At 33.9% G+C, this 19,782-nt stretch carries 16 protein-coding genes; 11 read left to right on the plus strand and 5 right to left on the minus strand.

Going from position 1 to position 19,782, the window contains the following annotated elements; all coding sequences use genetic code 11:
• Nucleotides 1-253: 253 nt before the first annotated feature.
• The 5 genes from MKY87_RS02135 (at nt 254) to MKY87_RS02155 (ending at nt 10,136) form a co-directional block, all read left to right on the plus strand.
• Complete coding sequence (locus MKY87_RS02135; protein ID WP_340962711.1) at nt 254-2,587, plus strand: SEC-C metal-binding domain-containing protein; 2,334 nt, start codon at nt 254-256, stop codon at nt 2,585-2,587.
• A 151-nt stretch (nt 2,588-2,738) separates the two neighbouring features.
• On the plus strand, nt 2,739-4,100 hold the full coding sequence (locus MKY87_RS02140; protein WP_340962713.1) for a hypothetical protein: 1,362 nt from the start codon (nt 2,739-2,741) through the stop codon (nt 4,098-4,100).
• Nucleotides 4,084-5,334 (plus strand): TOPRIM nucleotidyl transferase/hydrolase domain-containing protein, encoded by a 1,251-nt coding sequence (locus MKY87_RS02145; RefSeq protein ID WP_340962715.1) that lies wholly within the window; start codon nt 4,084-4,086, stop codon nt 5,332-5,334. Before MKY87_RS02140 ends, MKY87_RS02145 begins: the two co-directional genes overlap by 17 nt.
• Nucleotides 5,335-5,623: 289 nt before the next feature.
• Nucleotides 5,624-8,167 carry a Spaf_1101 family AAA-like ATPase gene (locus MKY87_RS02150; protein ID WP_340962716.1) on the plus strand — a complete coding sequence of 848 codons (2,544 nt, stop codon included), beginning with the start codon at nt 5,624-5,626 and terminating at the stop codon, nt 8,165-8,167.
• A gap of 502 nt (nt 8,168-8,669) precedes the next feature.
• Nucleotides 8,670-10,136: a hypothetical protein gene (locus tag MKY87_RS02155; protein ID WP_340962717.1), complete on the plus strand. Its 1,467-nt coding sequence runs from the start codon at nt 8,670-8,672 to the stop codon at nt 10,134-10,136.
• A gap of 249 nt (nt 10,137-10,385) precedes the next feature.
• Here MKY87_RS02155 and MKY87_RS02160 read toward each other — a convergent pair whose 3' ends face one another.
• On the minus strand, nt 10,386-10,544 hold the full coding sequence (locus tag MKY87_RS02160; RefSeq protein ID WP_340962718.1) for a YjzC family protein: 159 nt from the start codon (nt 10,542-10,544) through the stop codon (nt 10,386-10,388).
• A 468-nt stretch (nt 10,545-11,012) separates the two neighbouring features.
• Here MKY87_RS02160 and MKY87_RS02165 point away from each other — a divergent pair, with 468 nt between their 5' ends.
• Nucleotides 11,013-11,852 carry a hypothetical protein gene (locus MKY87_RS02165; protein ID WP_340962719.1) on the plus strand — a complete coding sequence of 280 codons (840 nt, stop codon included), beginning with the start codon at nt 11,013-11,015 and terminating at the stop codon, nt 11,850-11,852.
• 47 nt (nt 11,853-11,899) lie between these two features.
• Here MKY87_RS02165 and MKY87_RS02170 read toward each other — a convergent pair whose 3' ends face one another.
• Nucleotides 11,900-12,241, minus strand: a complete 342-nt coding sequence (locus tag MKY87_RS02170; RefSeq protein ID WP_340962720.1) for a helix-turn-helix domain-containing protein — start codon at nt 12,239-12,241, stop codon at nt 11,900-11,902.
• Between the two features lie 129 nt (nt 12,242-12,370).
• Here MKY87_RS02170 and MKY87_RS02175 point away from each other — a divergent pair, with 129 nt between their 5' ends.
• Complete coding sequence (locus MKY87_RS02175; RefSeq protein WP_340962721.1) at nt 12,371-12,550, plus strand: hypothetical protein; 180 nt, start codon at nt 12,371-12,373, stop codon at nt 12,548-12,550.
• A gap of 356 nt (nt 12,551-12,906) precedes the next feature.
• Here MKY87_RS02175 and MKY87_RS02180 read toward each other — a convergent pair whose 3' ends face one another.
• Nucleotides 12,907-13,149: a helix-turn-helix transcriptional regulator gene (locus MKY87_RS02180; protein ID WP_184185466.1), complete on the minus strand. Its 243-nt coding sequence runs from the start codon at nt 13,147-13,149 to the stop codon at nt 12,907-12,909.
• 131 nt (nt 13,150-13,280) lie between these two features.
• On the opposite strand from MKY87_RS02180, the gene MKY87_RS02185 reads away from it, so the two are divergent.
• Genes MKY87_RS02185 through MKY87_RS02200 form a run of 4 tightly spaced genes read left to right on the plus strand, consistent with a single transcriptional unit; the run spans nt 13,281 to nt 18,412 of the window.
• A complete protein-coding gene (locus MKY87_RS02185; protein WP_340962722.1) occupies nt 13,281-13,958 on the plus strand; it encodes a Tn7 transposase TnsA N-terminal domain-containing protein in 678 nt (225 codons plus the stop codon).
• Nucleotides 13,951-15,924 (plus strand): hypothetical protein, encoded by a 1,974-nt coding sequence (locus MKY87_RS02190; protein ID WP_340962723.1) that lies wholly within the window; start codon nt 13,951-13,953, stop codon nt 15,922-15,924. The genes MKY87_RS02185 and MKY87_RS02190 overlap by 8 nt, the downstream gene beginning before the upstream one ends.
• Before the next feature lie 20 nt (nt 15,925-15,944).
• Complete coding sequence (locus tag MKY87_RS02195; protein WP_340962725.1) at nt 15,945-16,931, plus strand: ATP-binding protein; 987 nt, start codon at nt 15,945-15,947, stop codon at nt 16,929-16,931.
• Nucleotides 16,928-18,412: a hypothetical protein gene (locus MKY87_RS02200; protein WP_340962727.1), complete on the plus strand. Its 1,485-nt coding sequence runs from the start codon at nt 16,928-16,930 to the stop codon at nt 18,410-18,412. The genes MKY87_RS02195 and MKY87_RS02200 overlap by 4 nt, the downstream gene beginning before the upstream one ends.
• 263 nt (nt 18,413-18,675) lie before the next feature.
• Here MKY87_RS02200 and MKY87_RS02205 read toward each other — a convergent pair whose 3' ends face one another.
• On the minus strand, nt 18,676-19,074 hold the full coding sequence (locus MKY87_RS02205) for an RDD family protein (RefSeq protein ID WP_445669407.1): 399 nt from the start codon (nt 19,072-19,074) through the stop codon (nt 18,676-18,678).
• A 313-nt stretch (nt 19,075-19,387) separates the two neighbouring features.
• Nucleotides 19,388-19,597: a hypothetical protein gene (locus MKY87_RS02210; RefSeq protein WP_340962728.1), complete on the minus strand. Its 210-nt coding sequence runs from the start codon at nt 19,595-19,597 to the stop codon at nt 19,388-19,390.
• Between the last annotated feature and the right edge of the window lie 185 nt (nt 19,598-19,782).

Genomic DNA, 19,782 nt, shown 5'->3' on the forward strand with positions numbered 1-19,782 from the left:
TATAAAATCACTTCTAATCCTGGTGTGTGATGTGCTTTTTAAAGAATGAATTGTTCGTACCTTATCACATCGAATTTGTTTATGATACTTCCTATTTTTGTATAATAGAAGGAGTTAGAATGCTGAAAAGGGAGAGTGATAGTTTGTGGGGAAATCGTTTAAAAAGAAGCGTAGTCATAAGCCTGATCAATATACTTCATTTGGCCCATTCGAAATGGCACAATTCGGAAATAGAGTTGTTATGAGGAATAACATGAGTGAAGAAGATCACGAACGAGTTATGGCTAAGCTTGCAGGTGATTATCCAGAAATCTACAAAAAAATTAATGAACTGGTAAATATCATTCGTAGTTTAGTTGTAAGATGTGATCCTCTTCAATTATTGGTTCAGGGTTATTATGGAATGTTATTTTCAATGCTTGATAAATCTTCTGAATTTCATTTTGATTTCGATGATACTGTTGCCGTAAGAATGATTGATTATATACAAAGTATTATTGTTTCAACTCCCCCTCTTGAAAACAGAGATGAATCACAAAACAATTTAATATCTGAGTTATCAAATAAGGTATCAGAGCTTTACAGTAGTCTTCATCAATTCCATATGACTCACAGTGCATATTTAAAGGAAAATGATCCCGAATATGACCCAGAGTATGATATGTTGTATGTACAAGCTCAGGAATTAAGAACTACTGTCAGAGGCGATAGGTATGCTGTTCATGAAATCGATCATTTACGTGATTTGTTAACTCCACACAATGAAATATTTATTGAATTGTTTAATATCGGTATTGAGGATTTTTTGGATGGAATTAGAAAGTTGCAATTTTCTTTAATGCAAGGAATTAATCAACTTATGACAGATATGGAGGAGTTAAGAGAACAGACATTAGAAGCTGTCGAGAAAAAATTAGTGACAGAACATTTATTTAGTGATCCCAGAGATGCAATGAATGAGGTAATAAATGAAAAAGGCTTAGGAGAATTAAAGGAATCTGTAACCAATAGGTTATTTGGTTATGATCTGTTTGATGTTAGAAAAATAACAGGATTACCTGATTCTTTGTTAAGGGAATTAGCGTGGGAGCCTGGAGAAGATAAGGACTTTTTCGCAGCTGGAGAGTATGCTGGTTGGCCACTAAGAAGATTACCTATTGAAGTTAGGCCATTTATTAGTATTGATAAAAATTTCTACTGCTTTGATCTGTATAGTTTATTTGATAATTTGTACAGAGTTATTCAAAGACTAATAATTCGCTTAAAACCAGAATATAAGCAAGAATGGAACACAAAGCAGAAGGAAGTTTCTGAAGAACTCCCCTTCAGATTATTTTGTAATTTGTTAAGTGGGGCTGAAGTCTTTCAATCCATTTATTATCCTAGCAGTACAGGAAAGTCAGGAAAGAAGGAGTGGTGCGAAAACGATGGAATTATCATTTTTGACGACCATCTTATAGTCATTGAAGTTAAAGCCGGGTCTTTTACTTATACACCACCTAGTACCGATTTTCCTGCTTACATTCAGTCTATAAAAACTCTTATTAAAAGCCCGCGAGATCAAGCTAAACGATTTATCGATTATTTATTTAGTGCAGAGACAGTTACAATTTATGATGAACAACATAATCCAATACGAAATCTAAGGAATTCGGATTTTAGACAAGTTACCATATGCGGTATTACGATAGATAATTTTAATTCTTTTGCCGCAAGAGCAACAAAACTTACTTCACTTGGGGTTGAACTTAACTTAACTCCAGTCTGGAGTATCTCAGTTGATGACTTAAGGGTTTGTTTAGACTACTTTGACTCTCCAAGTAAGTTTACACACTTTATTGAACAAAGATATAAGGCTGCTCAGTCTGAAGAAATTGAATTATTTGATGAACTAGATCATTTGGGTATGTATATAAAGCATAATCACTATGTTACTAGAGCAATTGAAAATGGTGGACATCGAGTTTTATGGCAAGGGTATCGTGAAGAATTGGATAACTACTTTGTGAAATTAATATTTGATGAAGAAGAACCTGATAAACCCAAACAAAATATCCCAGCCATGATTGAAGATATTATTAAAATGTTGGATCATCAAACTAAAAAAGGAAGATGTAAAGTTGTGAGTTCTATCCTAGATATGGACGGTGTAACAAGAGAACAGATAGAAGCACAACTTAAAACTGTTTTAAGAAGGCAAAGTGAAACTGGAAGATTAATGCCATTGAGCTTATTCGGAGAAGTGAAGATAACCATTGCTTGTAATCAAGAAGGCATTACTTCTTTTTCAAATGAGTATGTCAATGACTATATACTGGCTACATTACTTAGATCAAACGATAGTGAAAGATTAGGTCTATATCTGACTTATTCAAGAGATAGTGTATTGATTGACGTTGACTTTTCTTATCTAACTAAAGATGACATACCAGATGCAAGGAAGGAAGAGATTCAAAAAAAGTCAGTCGAATATGCTGAATCAAGAATTGCTTCTTTTAAAAAACAAACTGGGGCTAAAAAAATTGGACGCAATAATATATGCCCTTGTGGTAGTGGGAAAAAATATAAAAAATGTTGTGGTAATTGAATTCGATACTCAAGACTTTTTTTGTTTAGATATATATTATAAAATTTGCTAGGTAGTCGTTTGAGGGATTAATTGTGTCGTGATATCTGTTCGGACAATCTAAATAATTAAGAAGCTTAAATCCCATCATTTTTTAGGCGGTGATCAACATATGAAATATCTAGATCAAATAAAAAGAACAAGTACCATTTCGGAATTAAGTCAAGAAATTGCATCGATTTTTAAAAGTTTTGAAGATGATGATTATATACCAGCGATTATTGAAGAAGGCAATTATACAGCTGATCAAGGAGAAGATTTTTATCTAAAGTTGGTTTTAAAGCACCAGTCTGTAGAGATAGATGGTACTTGGTTAAAAAACAACTTAGAGTTTCATTTGGAAGAGCCAACAAACTACGATAATACAATGAATAATGGTGCTTTCATTCATAATGTTATAACTAATAGAAAATATAAATCAAGAAATTTATATCAGTTGAATCCATTGCTTACATCAGAAGAAATTAATGAGTACGAGTATACTAATTCGAATCATGTAAGTGCATTTTATAACGATGAATATTCAAATGTGCAGGGTCTACCTGTATTAAAGTCCACAAATTATCAAAAATTATTAATTCTAAAGAAGATCTTTAATGATTATATCAATGACCCGAAGAGCAATATATATCCGAAGTTTGAGTTGGTAGCTGAATTTGAATACCGAACTCATAACGGTCACATAAAAAAAACTAAATCTGATATATATAGATCCTCCGATGCTTATATTAAAATTGATAGAGGGGAAAGTTCAGTTTCTATTTTAGGGAGTATCAAGGTCCCGTTGTATAAAGGTAATAGCAAACGAAATAGCCGGAATATACAAGTGCTTGACTTGAAAGATTTAAAGCCTCGAATGCATAACTCTAGTCATTATAACGGTGATACAATTGAAGGGTTTATATGTTTTAAACCTGAAGTTTTAAATATACTTAAAGAATATTATTATTTTTATGATTTACAAATGATAGATAAAAGTAATATTGAGAATTCTTATTTAGTAGATGTTCTCGGGGACAAAATTGTTTTTTGGGAAGCAGAATACAATAAATTACCTACATTAGTAAAAGGGAAAATTGATCCCTTTAACTTTGTGCCAGAGGATAAAAAAGGGATTATTAGCGAAGCTATGTCTTCGATGCAGTTAGAGGTCGATTGGAATTGGGATAAAAAATTATCTCCAGAATACTTATTAGCTAATCTAATTAGAGAGAGAGCTTTTAATAGAGCCATAGATATAAGTCTTACATTTATTGAACCAAAACATAAAGACGATTTAAAAGATTTCATCCTAAAAATTGAACAGTTAACAGGTATTAAATTGGAGAGGTTTAACACCAGTGCAGATGATGTTAAGCGATTATTAAGTATTCGACAGGGTGGTACTCTAGAGGAGCCAGTTGATTTAAAGTTACTTTACCAAAAGTATTGCTATGCGATACAAATGGAGTATAAAAATGAACCCAATAAATGATTTTTCAAAACCAATAAGATTTTTAGTGGGAATGAATGGCTCTGGTAAAACTTATGCACTGAACGAGGCATTAAAAGAACAAGGACAAAGGTCATTGCTAATTACAGAGGATGGTATGCCAATTATTCCGAAACATATGAATAAGGTTTCTGTGAATTTTCAAAATATGTCTTACAACTACTTGGATGAGGGTTCTCGCGGACAGTCGGGCAGAGAGACAGAGCAGGAAAATATATTTGACAGAGTCCTAAAGGTGATTTTCTTTTGTGATGATATTATTAGAAAATTAGACCTATTCAAGAAGAAGTCCAAGGGTCAAGAAAAGCTCTTTAATATGATGTCAATATTCACTAGTTATAATTTGAATAATGTAAGAATTATTTATTTCGATGAACCAGAAAATTTCTTGGACGAAGAATTTTTAAAAGTGATTGCCGAATTTTTTGATGTCTTGCTTGAATGTAATTTTGTTGTAAGGGTAGCAACTCATAATTCTCGATTACTCAATATTCTAAGGGTTGATCTAGAAGATATAATTTTCTTTAGTAATCACACAAAATTCAATGTTTTAGAAGATGAAGTGATAGAGTTATATAGAATGACTTCCAATAGAATTGAGAATATAAGGATAGAAGACCCGAATATTCAAATCGATTCTTCAATTCAATACAAATTGAATTTACTAAATCATTGCCAAGCATTCGATAGTTTTATTGAGCAAAATTTAAAAAGTGAAGAATTTTATAGGTGCTTATTCTATAAGCAAGTGATTATTGTCGAAGGCGACTCTGATATAACTGCATTAGCATCATTGAAGAACGATTTTGATAATACAATCGAGATTTTTAACCCCAATGGTAAGGCCTTCATTCCCTTTTTTGTAGAATTATTTCTAAAAATAAAGAAAGAAGTTATTGTCATTATTGATGGTGATATCTCTCGTGAAGAAAATAAACCACTTAAACATGCAGTAGCAATAACGCACTATCTCAAAGCCGCAGAGGCTAGAAATGAGATTAAACTTGTAGTACACGACCCAGATCTAGAAACATTTTATGATATTGATCTTGATCAAATAGGAAGATTCTTGGAAATGCCAAGTGCGGTAAGAAATAAAAGAGGCTGGCATAAAACAATAGCTGCCTTTATTTTTTTTAGTGATGAAGGAAATAGACAGCGATTAAAAAATCATATATTCGGAAGTGCAGAAGAAAGTCAATTCGAATTTCAGTAAAAGTGAGAAATTTAATCACTTTAGCAGAAAACTTCAACAGGAAGAGATGAGAAAGCATATATTGCGCTGTTAATGTAAAGAAATCTTTAACTCAATATATCCTGCCTATTACAAAAAGCGCCATTAGGCGACTGCAAATAGCTTACTTGCTAATGATATTAAATTCTAACCTTTTTACTTGAAAGTTATGTAGTTCTAACTATTGAAATTTCTGGTTTATAGAAATACTAGATTATCCTATATTTATTTTTTAAAAAATAAAACTATTTGATCAACTGGGTGGTGTATTATGACAATTGCATTACAAAAAGCTTATCATATGCTGACAGAGTCTCGACAAAATTACGGTGATTTAAAGAAATGTGAATTTCACATTCACACGCCTGCTTCACACGACTACAGGCTAGTAGCTAATAGATCGTATAAACAACTAACTGAGAAAGAAATTGTTGAAATTGCATATGAGCATGGTATGTTTTCTCAAGAGCTTAGGGATTTTATGATGACTGAACTAACGTCAGGTAAATATGAAGGGGCTGAATATCACCACAGTATACGGAAAACTCCATTTAGTAGTTTCAAAGAATATCTTTCGTATCAATTAATTGCTTATACACTTTATGAGAATGATATTGAAGTAGCTGTAATTACAGATCACAATACTATTGAAGGTTATAAAAAATTACTCTTTGCTTTAAATGAATATTTCAGGAGAAAAATTAAGTACTCTAATGAAGCCAAAAGCCCAATTAAACTTTTGTTAGGAATAGAAATATCATGTTCAGAGCAAATTCATTTAGTTGGAATTTTTGAGGAATGTATGTTTAAAAAGGTAGAAAAATTAATTGAGGAGCACATCCCTTCCAAAGAATCAGGAACCTACGAAACAAGTCTTTCGATGATTGATAAGATTGAAAAAATCGGAGGCATAAGTTACATAGCACATATTAACTCTAGTAACTTAAGGAATACAACAAGTTTATATAAAAAAACTTTGTTTAATCACATTGCTCTAAACGTTATAGGACTAACTTCAAGTGACAAAGAAAATCAATTAAGGATAATAAGCTCATATGGGGTTGCAAAACAATTAGATAAATTTTGTTTTATATATGAAGGGGATTCTCATCAAATAAACGAAATTGGTAAAAAAAATACGTGGATAAAAATGAGCATAGCCAGTTTCGGATCATTAAAGAAAGCTTTTATAAATCATAAACTCTCTGTTTTCATAGATAAACCAACGAGTACCAATAAATTTATAAAGGGTTTGTTAATTGATCCAGGTAAACATGGATACTTAAAGAAAAAAAACGGAGACGAACCTTTTGTTATTAATTTTTCTAGCGATCTCAATTGTATTATAGGTGGAAGAGGAACTGGGAAAAGTACGATCCTCAATGTTCTTGAGGTAGTCTTTACACTTGAGGCTAATTCGAAATCGGTTTTAAAATTTATAAGTAGAAATAATCTTATTATCATTCATTTTGTATATTTAGAGAAAGAGTATCTCTTGAAGTTTATACCGCAATTAAAAAAGGATCATATTTATAGTGATTATAGACCGTTCGAAGAAGAAGCTATCGTTGAAGAAGTAAATAGTGAAACAATTGTTTTAAGCCATCATTGGATTGAGTTATACCGAGTAAATAAGATAGGTGAATCAGTCAATTTCAAAATTATTGATGATGTTGAAGAAAAAAAAGAAATTTTAAATGGCGTTTATAGAAAAAGCTATTCAATCAATAATATTATTGAGCAAATTAACAAAGGGAAGATTGGTGAATTTATTAAAGAAGTTGTGTTCAATGGCCTTCCGTTTAAAGAGAGAGATACGTTTCTAAAAACATTCGAAAAGTTATCCAAACCAAGAATGAGAACATTTTTAGAAGCAGAGCTGCCTTTGATTGATAAGAGTATGGATGCACGGAAAGATAATATTGAAGCCAGCTTAAAGGAATTCAACTCCATTCATAAAAACCATTTTAGTATTATTTACTCTCCAAAACTCAATAATTCATTAAAATATATAGACATATTAGTCGGCGATTTCAATAATCGTCAGTTTCTCTCAGGATATAGAATAACATGGGGTGGAATAGAACGTTTCATAGTGGATGTATGTAATACAATGGACTTCATGAAATTTTTAACACTGCTCTTCCAAAATAAGTTTAAAGAAATTGAAAGACAGGTTTCAGTACTATCTTACCAAGTTGATAGAAAACTTACTTTTTCTGATGTTGATCAAAATCGAAAACATGTAGAGCTTAAGGATATAACAGATATATATCGAACAATACGTAATAAGTTGTTATCTGACAGAGAAAGACTAATAAAGTGTTTTCAACTCTACTTTGAAGTTATTGATGATTTTTCAATTATGTTCAATACCAGTTCTAAAGAAATCGTAACAACCATTGCCCCGATAATGAAGGATATTAATGAGATATCTTTAGGTCAGAAGGTTGTGGCTATTCTAACTTTCATTTTTGAATATGGAAAACATTTTAACGATAATACACCTTTGATTATTGATCAGCCCGAGGATAATTTAGATAATCAATATATTTATAAAAATTTAGTGAATAGTCTTAAACAAATTAAAAATAATCGCCAAATTATAATTGTGACACATAGTTCTACAATTGTAACTAATGCAGATGCTGAACAAGTTGTCATATTAGACTCTGATAGTAAAAATGGATGGATTGAGAAAAAGGGATACCCTGACAATGATGTTGTCACTAAGCACATTATCAATTATCTAGAAGGGGGAGAAGAGTCCTTTAAACATAAAATTGGAATGTATGAAAAGGTTCTGCAGAAATGATGTCAGTAAAATAGCCCAGTGAGTATTATCTCCTCTTAGTAGACAAGAGAAAAAAGACATCAGTTATAATGGACTTAATCTCGTTGAGCGGAGGAGATTTTATGCGTGTACCAGTAAAAAAGACAAGACATTTGCATAGTGAAGAAATAATGAAAGAGGCTGTTGTCTGCAAGTAGAGTAGTTGGGCTTACAATTGAATTAGGCTAACTCTAGAAGTAACAGTCATCGTATACTGGATTATTGCCTGCGTAAGCCGGTTACATTAGAGCTTTTGTTCAAGACTACGTTCACGTCTTCTGGTGTCCAACGCTACTCTTCAGAAGTTGAGTCTGGTTGGACAATGGTCGGGAAGTTTTCAAGGCTGCACATGCAAGGGTAGGAACATTTCATTTTCCAATAAACATATACTGTTATCCAAGGCATTTCCATGGTTAAATTAAGTTGATGGCGGCAATAAAGCTTAATGAAGTTTATAAATAAATTACATTAAGGTGAAATTATAATGGACAAAAAAATCAACTTTATATGGAGAAAAGAATGGATATTTCAATATGAATCACCGTGGTCAGTTTTTGAAAAATTTGCTTTCGCAAATTATGTTGATCGAAATGATATATTGCGTACTCTTGGAACTGACGAAGTAAAAGCAATCAAGAATCCTGGAGATTTTAGAAGAGAATTATTCGAGTTGCATGGTTTTGATAGTAGTTCTCTTTATAAGGCTCTAGGATGCAATTTCAAAGAATCAAATAGTGATCTTGTTCATTGCTTGACCATCACATTCTCTCAAATATCCGTCCCTAACGCCATTTGGTTTCATAAAGATGTACATTGGTGTGATAAATGCATCAAAGAAGGGTATCATTCATGGTTTCATCAATTTAAACCTCTACATACATGTGTATTTCACAAGCTGCCTCTAATTAAGAAATGTCCTTCTTGTTTGAAAACTATCCCTTTCATATTAAGTAATAAGCAATTAGATTTTGCTTTTAATTGTATTTGCGGATTTTGTATTTCAAGCTTCCCACCGGCAGGTTGGAATATGTGGAAAGGCCCGAAAAAACTAGATAAGTCACTCTTAGAATGGATTGAGAACAACAAGGATCAGACGCAATCATGTTGTAGTTGGATCACTCATCCTGAATATTCTAATTTATTTGTCATGATTGATGGAGCACCTGAAGCGATATATCACTTAAGTTGCAACAATACTACAGATAAAGAGAAAATTTCATATAGTTCAAAATATGATATTTTTGAGGAAGTCTGTTCCAATGCTTTTCAGAAATTTGAATTTGATTTGTTAGATGGAATATTATTAGATCATGTAGATTGTATAGAGCAATTAGCAGAACTGAAAAAGTCAAGTATGTCTTCTGAATTTCCAATGATATGTCCCTATGCATATGCTTATGTATTTTTCAAAAAATCAATCTCAAGGAAAGAAACTTTTTATAATGACATATTCAATGGAAAATATTCATTTCCAGAATTGATTAGAAAAGAACTTATTTTTTTCTCTAATCAAATTTCAAAAAAACAATCGAAAAAGCCATACTCAGTTAATCAGGATTTACTAAATTGGATTCTTGAGAAGATAGTTCTCCAATTTTGCAAAAAATTCTTTCGAAATTGGCTGGAAAAAGCAGGAAAACTAAGTGAAGAAATTTGTGTACCCACATGGAGTGAAATTGAAGAAATGAAAATGCAGTGTTTTCCTGATTTCGCTTTTAAATTTATTGAGGATATAGAAAACAATCTACGATGTGTTGAGAGCTATTGCTCAATATTAAAGACAGAATATATTTCTTATGAATGTGATAATGACACTAATAGAGAAGAAATGCGTCTTTATAACTCGTTCACCCCACAAAGAATGGCACTGATAGTGATGGATGAACCAACATTAAAGAATATGCAGTTAAAAAAATCAGTTGAGTCTTATGTGAAAAAACTAAGCTTTTAATCAAATTATGATAGCTAATTATGCCAAAAGTACTAGTACTAACATATCGAGGTATCTGCAGAGAACTTCATTTACTTAATGATTCAACAAAAGTGAAAAAACATCGTAGTCTAGCTACTTCTAATATAAGTTTAGTGCTACATTTTAAAGCTGTTTAACTCTGGAGATCCATTATGAGTTTAAAAAATACCCTTACTAAAATTAATTATTCTTCTTCGTATAAGAAAAGAGGGCATAGCCCTCTCCTTACTATTGTTTTTTGTATGACTGGTTTTTCTTTGTGGTTAGTGGAAGCGTATCACCTTGCTTTACAGTAACACCAGTTTTAATCGTACCACCTCTCGGACCAAGAACTTTATAATCTCCTGTTTTTGGCGCTGAATTACCTGATTTTAATGGTTTTGACATGTTATCACCTCCTTGTACTTTCTTTTACGGAATACTTAAGTACAAGTTTCTAATTACGATGTTAGATGAATTAAATAGGGAAGAGGATTTATGTAAAAAGGCGATAATTAGCCGCAGGATAGGTTGTAATCAACCAAGTTTCTAATTATAATGCATATATAGGTGTAAGTGCTCCCAGGATTATAGGAGTCGTTTAATGATGAAACGTAGTTTGGAGAAGCTGATAAAATGGTGTTGGATTTTTTGGGTAACGTTTCTGCTGTATAAATTACTTAGTCATTAATTAAAGAACAAAGCACGTACACCTATTAATTAAATCTAAATTCCTGGAACCTCCTCTTATTTTAAGGGGAGGTTCTTTAAACATAAAAATAATACTTTCATTGTTTTTTCAAAGTACACGTTGTATAAAACAAATAACAATGGTCAATACCACTCACTAATCTGATCACAAAGGAGAATAGATTAGTGAGTATAGAGAACATCATTCAATTTGTTCAATCATCACACTATGAGCAAATGAACTCCACAGGTGCAAAAATACAATTGCTGAGACAAGTCATTGGTGAATATCAATCATTCCTGGGACTTCAACGACTTGAGTGGACTGAGCATGGTGTTGTTGGAAAATTCATTGCAAATAAACACTATGATATGAAAAATCCACAATTGTTCGACTTATTAGAGAATCATGGAGTTCTGTCCAAAGTGGTCCGGATTAAATTAAAACAATTAAATGAAACAGAGAAATTATCGCTTCAAGATTTCTGTACGGTTGGCAACGAATATTTAAGATTTACTCCAATTAGAGGAAATGGTGGCCACAATGAAGAGGAACTCAGTCTATACAGAAAGTATGTAACCAACAAAAATATATACGACCTCTTAGACCAATGGAAGCATTATAAAAGGATCTATTCTAGCTTTGTTGAACATTGGGAATCTATTCGTAATCTGGCATGTAAGGAGATGTTGCGCACGAATCAGCACAACGTAACCTTACCTGTAGGGAAGCTAAGTGTAGTAATTCCAGATCCAAACATTGATACCGATGCTGCATATAAAATGGGAGGGGGGAAGCTGCTACAACGAAGCGGAAAGATTAATATGGAACAAGTAAGATTATATGCAGCTAGAGGATACTTTTCATTGTCACAAGTGTATAAGCATCTACAGGTGGAGAACATCCAAACGAAATATTTGCTTTTAACATTAAAAAGTGAGCGCAATATGATGGAGGGATTAGTTCAGCAGAATAATAGATACTCTTGGATTAACTTACAAAGTGAAGCAGCGTGGGAAATATAAATTTGAAACAAAGAAGGCCGATGTCAGAGACATCGGCCTTTCTTGTCTTAACTATCAAAAAATTCAGATAAGAACAGGTTAACCTTTTTTAGATCGGAAGATTTCATAGACCAAAGCTTCTCATTGATTTCGTTTAGAAATTTCTCTTTATCACTTTTTCCAGTCTTAACATACTTGCTGTAATAAAAAAGTTCATGGACATTGACTTGAAGAGCATCCGCAATTTTCTGGAGATTTAACAAGGTAATATTTTTCTCGGCACGTTCAACGCCCCCGATGTAGGAGAAGTGAAAACCAGCCATTTCGCCTAATTCTTCCTGCGAATATCCTTGTTTTTTCCGAAATTCGCGAACACGCTGTCCTACTAATCTTAAAACAGGTTCGTTCATTGCCACACCTCTAATTCAGTCTAAACAATGGGAAACCTTCGATACATTAATGTATATAGATTATTTAATTAAAATGATAATTTTATATATCAATTTGTTTGGGCATACATGATAAAGGAGGTGGATGGGATGACAAATCACCTAAAAGCAGATGTTGGAATTGCTACCATAACAGCTCAAGGGATTTTGTTTAATGGTCGATTTTACACAAACCGAGCAGTGATTAAAAAGAAATGGTTTGTACTAGCGAGAAAGGAAGGACAGTGGAAGATACCTGTTGTGTACTACACAACTATTATGAAGCCATAATTATTATATCTTTAAAACACCAGGAGGTAAGTTTGGCTATGTGGGTTAATATTGAAGATTTGAATTTGGAAGAAGTAGAACATTATCATAAGGAATTAAATAAGTTAAAGGAGCTGAAGAAAAACTTAACTAAAAAGATCAACTAGGAGCTATTTTTTGTGAAACCAAAAGAGCCTTATCTGGCTAAGATAAGGCTGACTTGTAACGATACTCATTTGATAATACTAGACAAATTAGATATTTCTCTAGTGCTTCATTATTTCGTTTATTCTGACGGACTTGAAAGGAGAGACTTTCGCATCAAGCTTGCTCAAAAAAGTTAGTAACTACCTGTATTCCCATTTCATTTTATACATCTATGATTTAGTTCTTCCTTCATACGATAGATTATCAAATATAGATTCCAAAGGAATATCTAGAACATGAAGCAACAGATATAAGTTATATGCACTAATCATATGCCTACCTCGCTCAATATTGGCTAGGGAAGAACGGGCAAGAGGATAACTCTGACAAATCTCTTCTTGTGTTTGCTTTTTTGACTTTCGAAGGTCTCTTAGACATTCTCCCAACCACTTATAGAACTCTTCTTCTGACATTTGAATCCCTCCGTCTATAATTCTATTACTTCTTAGTATGTTCATAGAGAGACACTAGATATACATAGGTGGAGTATAAAAAATCGTTTTTTTGTTCATACATTAAACAAAATGAGAAAGGGAGGGTCTTTGTGGAGGAATATCATGACACCAAGTATCTCCCTCTCAAGATTTCACGAAGTAAAAAGTATGGAAATAATTATTGGACTTCACGAGGAAATAAAGTAGGGAAACGCAATATTGAACTATACAGTGATTTGGAGTTTGATCACTGGCTTACCGTAGAGACGAACCCTAAGGTTATAACGTACTGTGAGCAACCTTTAAAAATATCATATGTTTTGAAGGGTCAACTACGTACAAGCATATTTGACATGTGGATTTTGAATCGAGATGGTACAGAAACCTTTGTCGAAGTCAAATATGAGAAGGAACTTACTTCAAATCATCCTAAATATGATCGAACAAAACGTCAGATTGAGGCACAACGAGAATGGTGTAGGATTAATAATAAATCCTATGAAGTTCGTACTGAAAAAAACATCAGGAGCGGATTGCATTCTATAGAGAACAGGACATCCATTGTGACAGCAGTCCTCAACAGTAATAAGCCAACATGTATTTTAGATGTATTTAATGGTGTTTCATTTAAAAAGAGGAAAATCTCAGACATCATTCAAGAATTACCTCAATATTCAGCAGAGCAGGTTTATCTAGCGCTTAAATGGTTGTTTTATGAAGGACGTGTTTGTGGAAACATCGAAGATCAAATTTTCGGGAAAGGTTTGGAGGTGTATACATGTGAGTAAAGAGCGAGTTTATGAACAAAGCGGGTTAGCACTAGAACAAATGAATCCAGAACTTTGGCCAACAGTGGATGAAAGCACACTCGAACATTCAGTACGTCTTATTTATATTAATCGTAAAAAAGCTGTGATGATGTACTTTCAGAGAGTTAGCTTAGAAGAGATCAAGCAGGAAACAGGAATAGTTCGTCAAAACGTCAGAAGGTTCATCAAGCGTTGTATGCAATATGATCAAACAGGTATAGTTTGGGGATTCAGAGCCTTGATTCCCCAGAAGAATGTGAACGAATATCAGCTGGATGTATTCAATAGGAACCAAAAAAACGGGCGAAAAACGGGCGAATTCAATCGATTCTTGGATAGATATCCTGATATTAAAGATCTTCTGGAGGACCTGTTTCTCGGGAGAAAGAGACGCTCTCTAGAGCCGGTTATGAAAGTAAAGTATATTCATAAACGCTTTATTGAGGAATGCCGTAAGAAAGGAATCACACAAGCAGATTATCCGTTGAATACAGAGTGGATGGGATATAAAGCAGTACAACGGTATCTTAGACGAATTTCCTATGAAGATTTTTGTAGATCGACAAAGCGTTTTGTGGACGACGCATCACAAAAAGCAAGGCATGTTGGAGAAGGGCAACAAAATCAAATTTCAAACTTATTTCCATTTCAAAAAGTTCAATTTGATGCTCACCGAATTGATGGTTTCTTTGCTGTAGAACTGACTACACCTGAAGGGGACACCGTAACTAGAATACTAAGGCGCTTTTGGATCCTTACAATTATTGATGTAGCTACACGAAATATATTGGGATACTCCATTAGTTTAAATCAAGAATACAGTGCAAGTGATGTTATGCATTGTGCACGTAATGCTGTAATACCTCATAAACAACTAGAACTCACGATACCAGGATTAACTTACCATCCAGTGGGGGGGTTCCCCTCAGAAAAGTTCCCAGAAATAGCTTGGGCAGTTTGGGATATTATTTGCTTAGATAATGCCAAATCTCACTATGCTCAAATGGTAAAAGATCGCCTTGAGAATTTAATTGGTTGTTTTATGAATTTAGGGCCGGTAGCTCTTCCTATGAGGAGGGGAATTATCGAACGATTTTTTAAAACATTGGAGGAAAATGGATTTCATCGTTTACCCAATACCACAGGAAGTGAACCCAAGGATCCGAGAAGAAAAGATCCTGAACAACAAGCCATCCAGCTAAATATCACGTACGAGCATCTAAAACAACTCATTGATGTATTAATCTCAAATTATAACGGAACTCCTCATGGGGGAATTTATCATCAAACTCCCTTAGAGCTCCTTGAGAAAAGAATGAAAGTTTCGGGGCTAACCCCAAGACTTCTAGAAGAAGAGAAAAGATCGGAGATACTCTTTATGCAAACGATCCAAAAACGAACTGTACGAGGATCATTGAAATCAGGAAAGAAGCCGTATATTCAATATGAAGGTGTTCCGTATCGTAGTGACCAACTTGCGAATTCAGCATACTTGTTAAATACGGATCTCTTACTGCATGTAAATGTTGATGATCTTCGTACATTGAAAGCATATCTGCCCGATGGAAGCGAATTTGGATATTTGACAGCGAGCGGAAGATGGTCTTTAACTGCACATTCCCTACAAACAAGAAAATCCATCAATTCTTTAGTTAAGAACAAAGTGCTACATCTCACAACTTGGGATGATCCCATTTTTGTCTATACTAACTATCTCATGAGTCAGAAAAAATCTAAACAAATGGTTAATAAACAAGTTCGTGTAAATGAAGAGAGTGCTTATAAACCTGTCAATCCACCCGCTGAACAAACTAAAGCTTTGGAAGAAGCAAGTTTCCAAAATGAGCTGCTTGATAAAGCTCGGGAAGAGCAAATCAATAGAGACAAGCTCAATGAGATGGAAAATTACGAACGCATGTTAAAACAGTTTAAGACCAAGATGTAATAATAAAGGAGAAGATAGACATGGATAAACAACTCATAGCTGTTGGGACACACCCTATTGAAGTAGGACACTATATGCTTCCAACTAAAGAAGTACTTCGTTTGATGGAGAATCTTAAAAAGATTGTAACGAATCGATTACCTGGAATGATTGTATATGGACGCCCCCGTTTAGGTAAGACAACTGCATTAAAATTTGCTCTTGAGAATCTACCAAATTTTATAAACGCGCCTATCCCCATTTTTATAGCCAACAGTAACACATACAGGTTTCCTAGTGAAGAGAAGTTCTATTCTGACCTTCTATATGATTTTGATTTTCCGTTTGTATCACGAAGAAAACCAGGAGATTTGAGAAATCAAATTGTTAACTTATTAAAAGAAAAAGCTGAGACATCCGGCACGAGAAGAGTCATAGTAATTATGGATGAAGGGCAAAACTTAACTGAAGCTCATTATCAATGGCTAATGGATATTTACAATCAACTAGATCGAGCAAAGATTAGCATGTCCGTAATTTCTGTGGGTCAAGAAGAGTTATTGAGTAGACGAACGTTTTTTCTTGGCCAACGTAAATCACAAATCATCGGACGATTTATGACTCACGAGCATCGTTTTTTTGGAATCACTTCACTAGAAGATATCAGAAGTGTACTTCACTGCTACGATTCACCCGAAATATCCGAGTATCCTGAACACAGCGAATGTAGCTTCACACGTTACTTTTTCCCGGAAGGGTATGATAAAGGGCAGCGTCTTGAAAAGGATGCTGGCATTATCTATCGTCAATTTATGGATCTTCGTCGGGAACACGGTGTCAAATCAAAGCTTGAAATTCCTATGGAGTACTTTACTTATGCTGTGGAGAATGCTTTAAAAATTTTTGGAACACATGGGGATCAGCTAGAATGGATTACTTCACAACAGTGGTTGGAAGCGATTAAGCTTACGGGTTATATAGAATCTGAAATTTACATGGCACTAGCACAGAGGGGAGATAATGAATGAAAATCGTTTGGAGAAAAGAATGGGTCAATGATTACGAATCACCCTGGTCAGTTTTTGAAAAATTGTCTTTAGTTAACCTTGTAGATCGAAATGAGGTTCTAAAAGTTTTTGGTATTTCAAGAGTAAAAAATATTAAACAGCACATTGGAGACTATCATCGAAATCTCTTGCTTCTAAACGGATTTGATCTTCAAAAACTTCATCAAGCACTGGATTTCGATTTGTTAGAACACAATAAAAATATAATTCATGCGTTGATTGCGCCATTCCATGGATTATACAATTCACGGAACCACTGGTTTCATGAAAAACTGCATTGGTGCCCAAAGTGTATGGAAAAAGGTTTTCATTCTTGGCTTCACCAGTTTAAGCTTTTAGACAAATGTGCATTTCATAATCTTAATCTGGTTAAAAGCTGTCCTGATTGTAATGAGACCATACCTTTTTTACTGTCTAATAAGCAGTTGGGTTATGCTTTCAAATGTAAGTGCGGGTTTACTATTGCTTCCTTTCATATATCCAGTTGGAATGAATGGAAAGCACCAGAGCAAATAGATCAAGCTATTTTAGAATGGATAAGATCGAACATGCATCAATTAGATATACAACCTAGATGGATCGTCCATGAGCAACATTGCAGCCTGAAGCTGTTAATTAAAGCCGAGCCCAAGGAAACTAAACATATTGAATCAATAGAACCTCTTCATCAAAATGATTATTATTCTCAACGGTTTCAAAAAAAATTGTTGAGAAATTACTTAAAGACGTTTAAACAAGTCGAAGACAAGTTATTAAAGAATCTCCTCGGGAAACATCAACATTGCATAACTCAATTGATGGAACTTAGAAAAATAAATGATATGGCTGAATTTCCTGAGATATGCCCTTACGCTTATGCATATGTTTTTTGGAGAAAAGCTCTTCTCAAGAAAGAACATTTCTATGATGAGAATGGGAAAATTCACACGTCTGAGGAAGCACCTTTACTGATTGAAGGTTACCTAGAGTATTTCTCCGAACAAATTGTAAGTTTTCAAATGAAAACTCAACAATGTATTGATACAAAGATTCTTTTTTGGATTATGGAAAAAATAATAATCCAATTTAGTGAAAATTTCTTCAATGCTTGGCTGGAGATAGCAGGGGAGAGAAGTAAAAAAATTAGCGCACCTTCTTGGAACGAAGTAAATGAGATGAGAGATCGCTCTTTTCCAATAATAGCTTTTAAATATAATTTTATTGAGAAAAGCTCATCAAATTGTGTTGAGTATCACCATTTTGAAAATGAAGAAGTGCCAGCTTACAAATATGTTTGCCCATATCAATACGAAAGTGCCATACGTGATACTTATACTATGAAGTCTTATACACCTCAAGCGGTTGCAATCCTAATCAGAGGTGACAAAGATGTTGAAAATAAAATACTCCAAAATTCAGTTGAAACTTATGTCAAAAAACTAAGTTTTTTTAATACCCGTTAATCTTGTGTGATATGATGAGATTACGGGTTTTTTTATTGGGATAAAAATGATGGGGTACGGCAATGGGACAATGTTCTTGTCTTTTAAGGAACAATGTTCTTGTCCTCCGACACCTGGAGATAAGGATTAATGACTATGATAACTATGTTATTGCTTTATATACATATGTACAAAATACGAGTTTTGTGAAATAGTACTAGTGATTTAAAAGCTGCACAGTGATTTTTACCCCTGTACAGCCAATTCTTTATAATCTTCGAGAGTTAATCCCAAACTACTTCTGTTCCTGCTACGAAGTCATGAATCGCACGTCGATCCTCACGCAAACCGACCATAAAAGCACTCACTATAACTCCGATACCCAAAGTTAATACGTACACAAGTCCAGCCACAACAACTCGCATCAGCATCGTACCAATTTTTGGCGGTTCGTGTGTATCGTATTGTCGTATTCGAATTCCACATATACGTTTTCCGATGGTTCGACCATACCAGTAAACTGGTAATAAAATTGAGTATAACGCACTAAGCAGTTTGGCAATCGGCTCATCCGTATCAAAGTTACCCGTAAGAATACCTGCAATAATCACTAACGGAATTGAAATAATAAGACTATCCAACACATTTGCTCCTAATCTAATCCAAAAACCTGCTTTATACAAAATGCTTTCCTCCAAACTACAATTTTAAACTGAACGGCTAAATTACTTCATGAACTCCCTTCATAAAATATCTAACTTTATGTACACAACTCAGATAGTATAACAGAAAATTTTACCTATTTACGATATAACTCCTATTTCTTATCACTTGCACCCTTTGTGAATTTTATAACAAACTATCGAATTTATCTTAACTGCTGCTGTCCGTGTTTACTACTTATTCTTACTTTATCGTTCTTAATTAATGCGGCTCCTCACTCCCAACATAAACACAATAATAATTATGTAAACCAAAAAGGCTACTCAACTTTTGTTAAGTAGCCTTCTGTTCATTCAGCATCTGCCCTCTTCGCAAGAGCTTATTCTCCATGATGGCATAGACTAAACCTGCGATGGCAAATATCCATATCGATGTCATTCGGTTCAGATGGTATCCATTCACGAAATATGGGTTGTACATGAGATCAAAAACCCACAGCCCGCCCCATCCAAACCCAACCATATAGATGATGGTTCTCACCATAGGAAAGCGTACATATTTCCGCAACAACCATGCGATCGGGCTAAGAATAACAATATAAAAAGCCAGTAAATAGTGACCGAACCCCAGGATGAGCGACAAAATGTATATCAGGCCCCTAGATTACGTAAGCCGTAATACTCTGTCGTTGTAATTTGGTATCCTTCAATCCTTTCAAGAATGAGGCC

The organism is Paenibacillus sp. FSL R7-0198 (assembly GCF_038000415.1).
GTDB lineage: Bacteria > Bacillota > Bacilli > Paenibacillales > Paenibacillaceae > Paenibacillus.

What these genes read in the sequence shown, in the direction of transcription:
- MKY87_RS02210 (WP_340962728.1), bottom strand. Translation starts at nt 19,597, where the DNA reads ATGGTGAGAACCATCATCTATATGGTTGGGTTTGGATGGGGCGGGCTG.
- MKY87_RS02140 (WP_340962713.1), top strand. Translation starts at nt 2,739, where the DNA reads ATGAAATATCTAGATCAAATAAAAAGAACAAGTACCATTTCGGAATTA.
- MKY87_RS02155 (WP_340962717.1), top strand. Translation starts at nt 8,670, where the DNA reads ATGGACAAAAAAATCAACTTTATATGGAGAAAAGAATGGATATTTCAA.
- MKY87_RS02170 (WP_340962720.1), bottom strand. Translation starts at nt 12,241, where the DNA reads ATGAACGAACCTGTTTTAAGATTAGTAGGACAGCGTGTTCGCGAATTT.
- MKY87_RS02160 (WP_340962718.1), bottom strand. Translation starts at nt 10,544, where the DNA reads ATGTCAAAACCATTAAAATCAGGTAATTCAGCGCCAAAAACAGGAGAT.
- MKY87_RS02135 (WP_340962711.1), top strand. Translation starts at nt 254, where the DNA reads ATGAGTGAAGAAGATCACGAACGAGTTATGGCTAAGCTTGCAGGTGAT.
- MKY87_RS02150 (WP_340962716.1), top strand. Translation starts at nt 5,624, where the DNA reads ATGACAATTGCATTACAAAAAGCTTATCATATGCTGACAGAGTCTCGA.
- MKY87_RS02195 (WP_340962725.1), top strand. Translation starts at nt 15,945, where the DNA reads ATGGATAAACAACTCATAGCTGTTGGGACACACCCTATTGAAGTAGGA.
- MKY87_RS02180 (WP_184185466.1), bottom strand. Translation starts at nt 13,149, where the DNA reads ATGTCAGAAGAAGAGTTCTATAAGTGGTTGGGAGAATGTCTAAGAGAC.
- MKY87_RS02145 (WP_340962715.1), top strand. Translation starts at nt 4,084, where the DNA reads ATGAACCCAATAAATGATTTTTCAAAACCAATAAGATTTTTAGTGGGA.
- MKY87_RS02175 (WP_340962721.1), top strand. Translation starts at nt 12,371, where the DNA reads ATGACAAATCACCTAAAAGCAGATGTTGGAATTGCTACCATAACAGCT.
- MKY87_RS02200 (WP_340962727.1), top strand. Translation starts at nt 16,928, where the DNA reads ATGAAAATCGTTTGGAGAAAAGAATGGGTCAATGATTACGAATCACCC.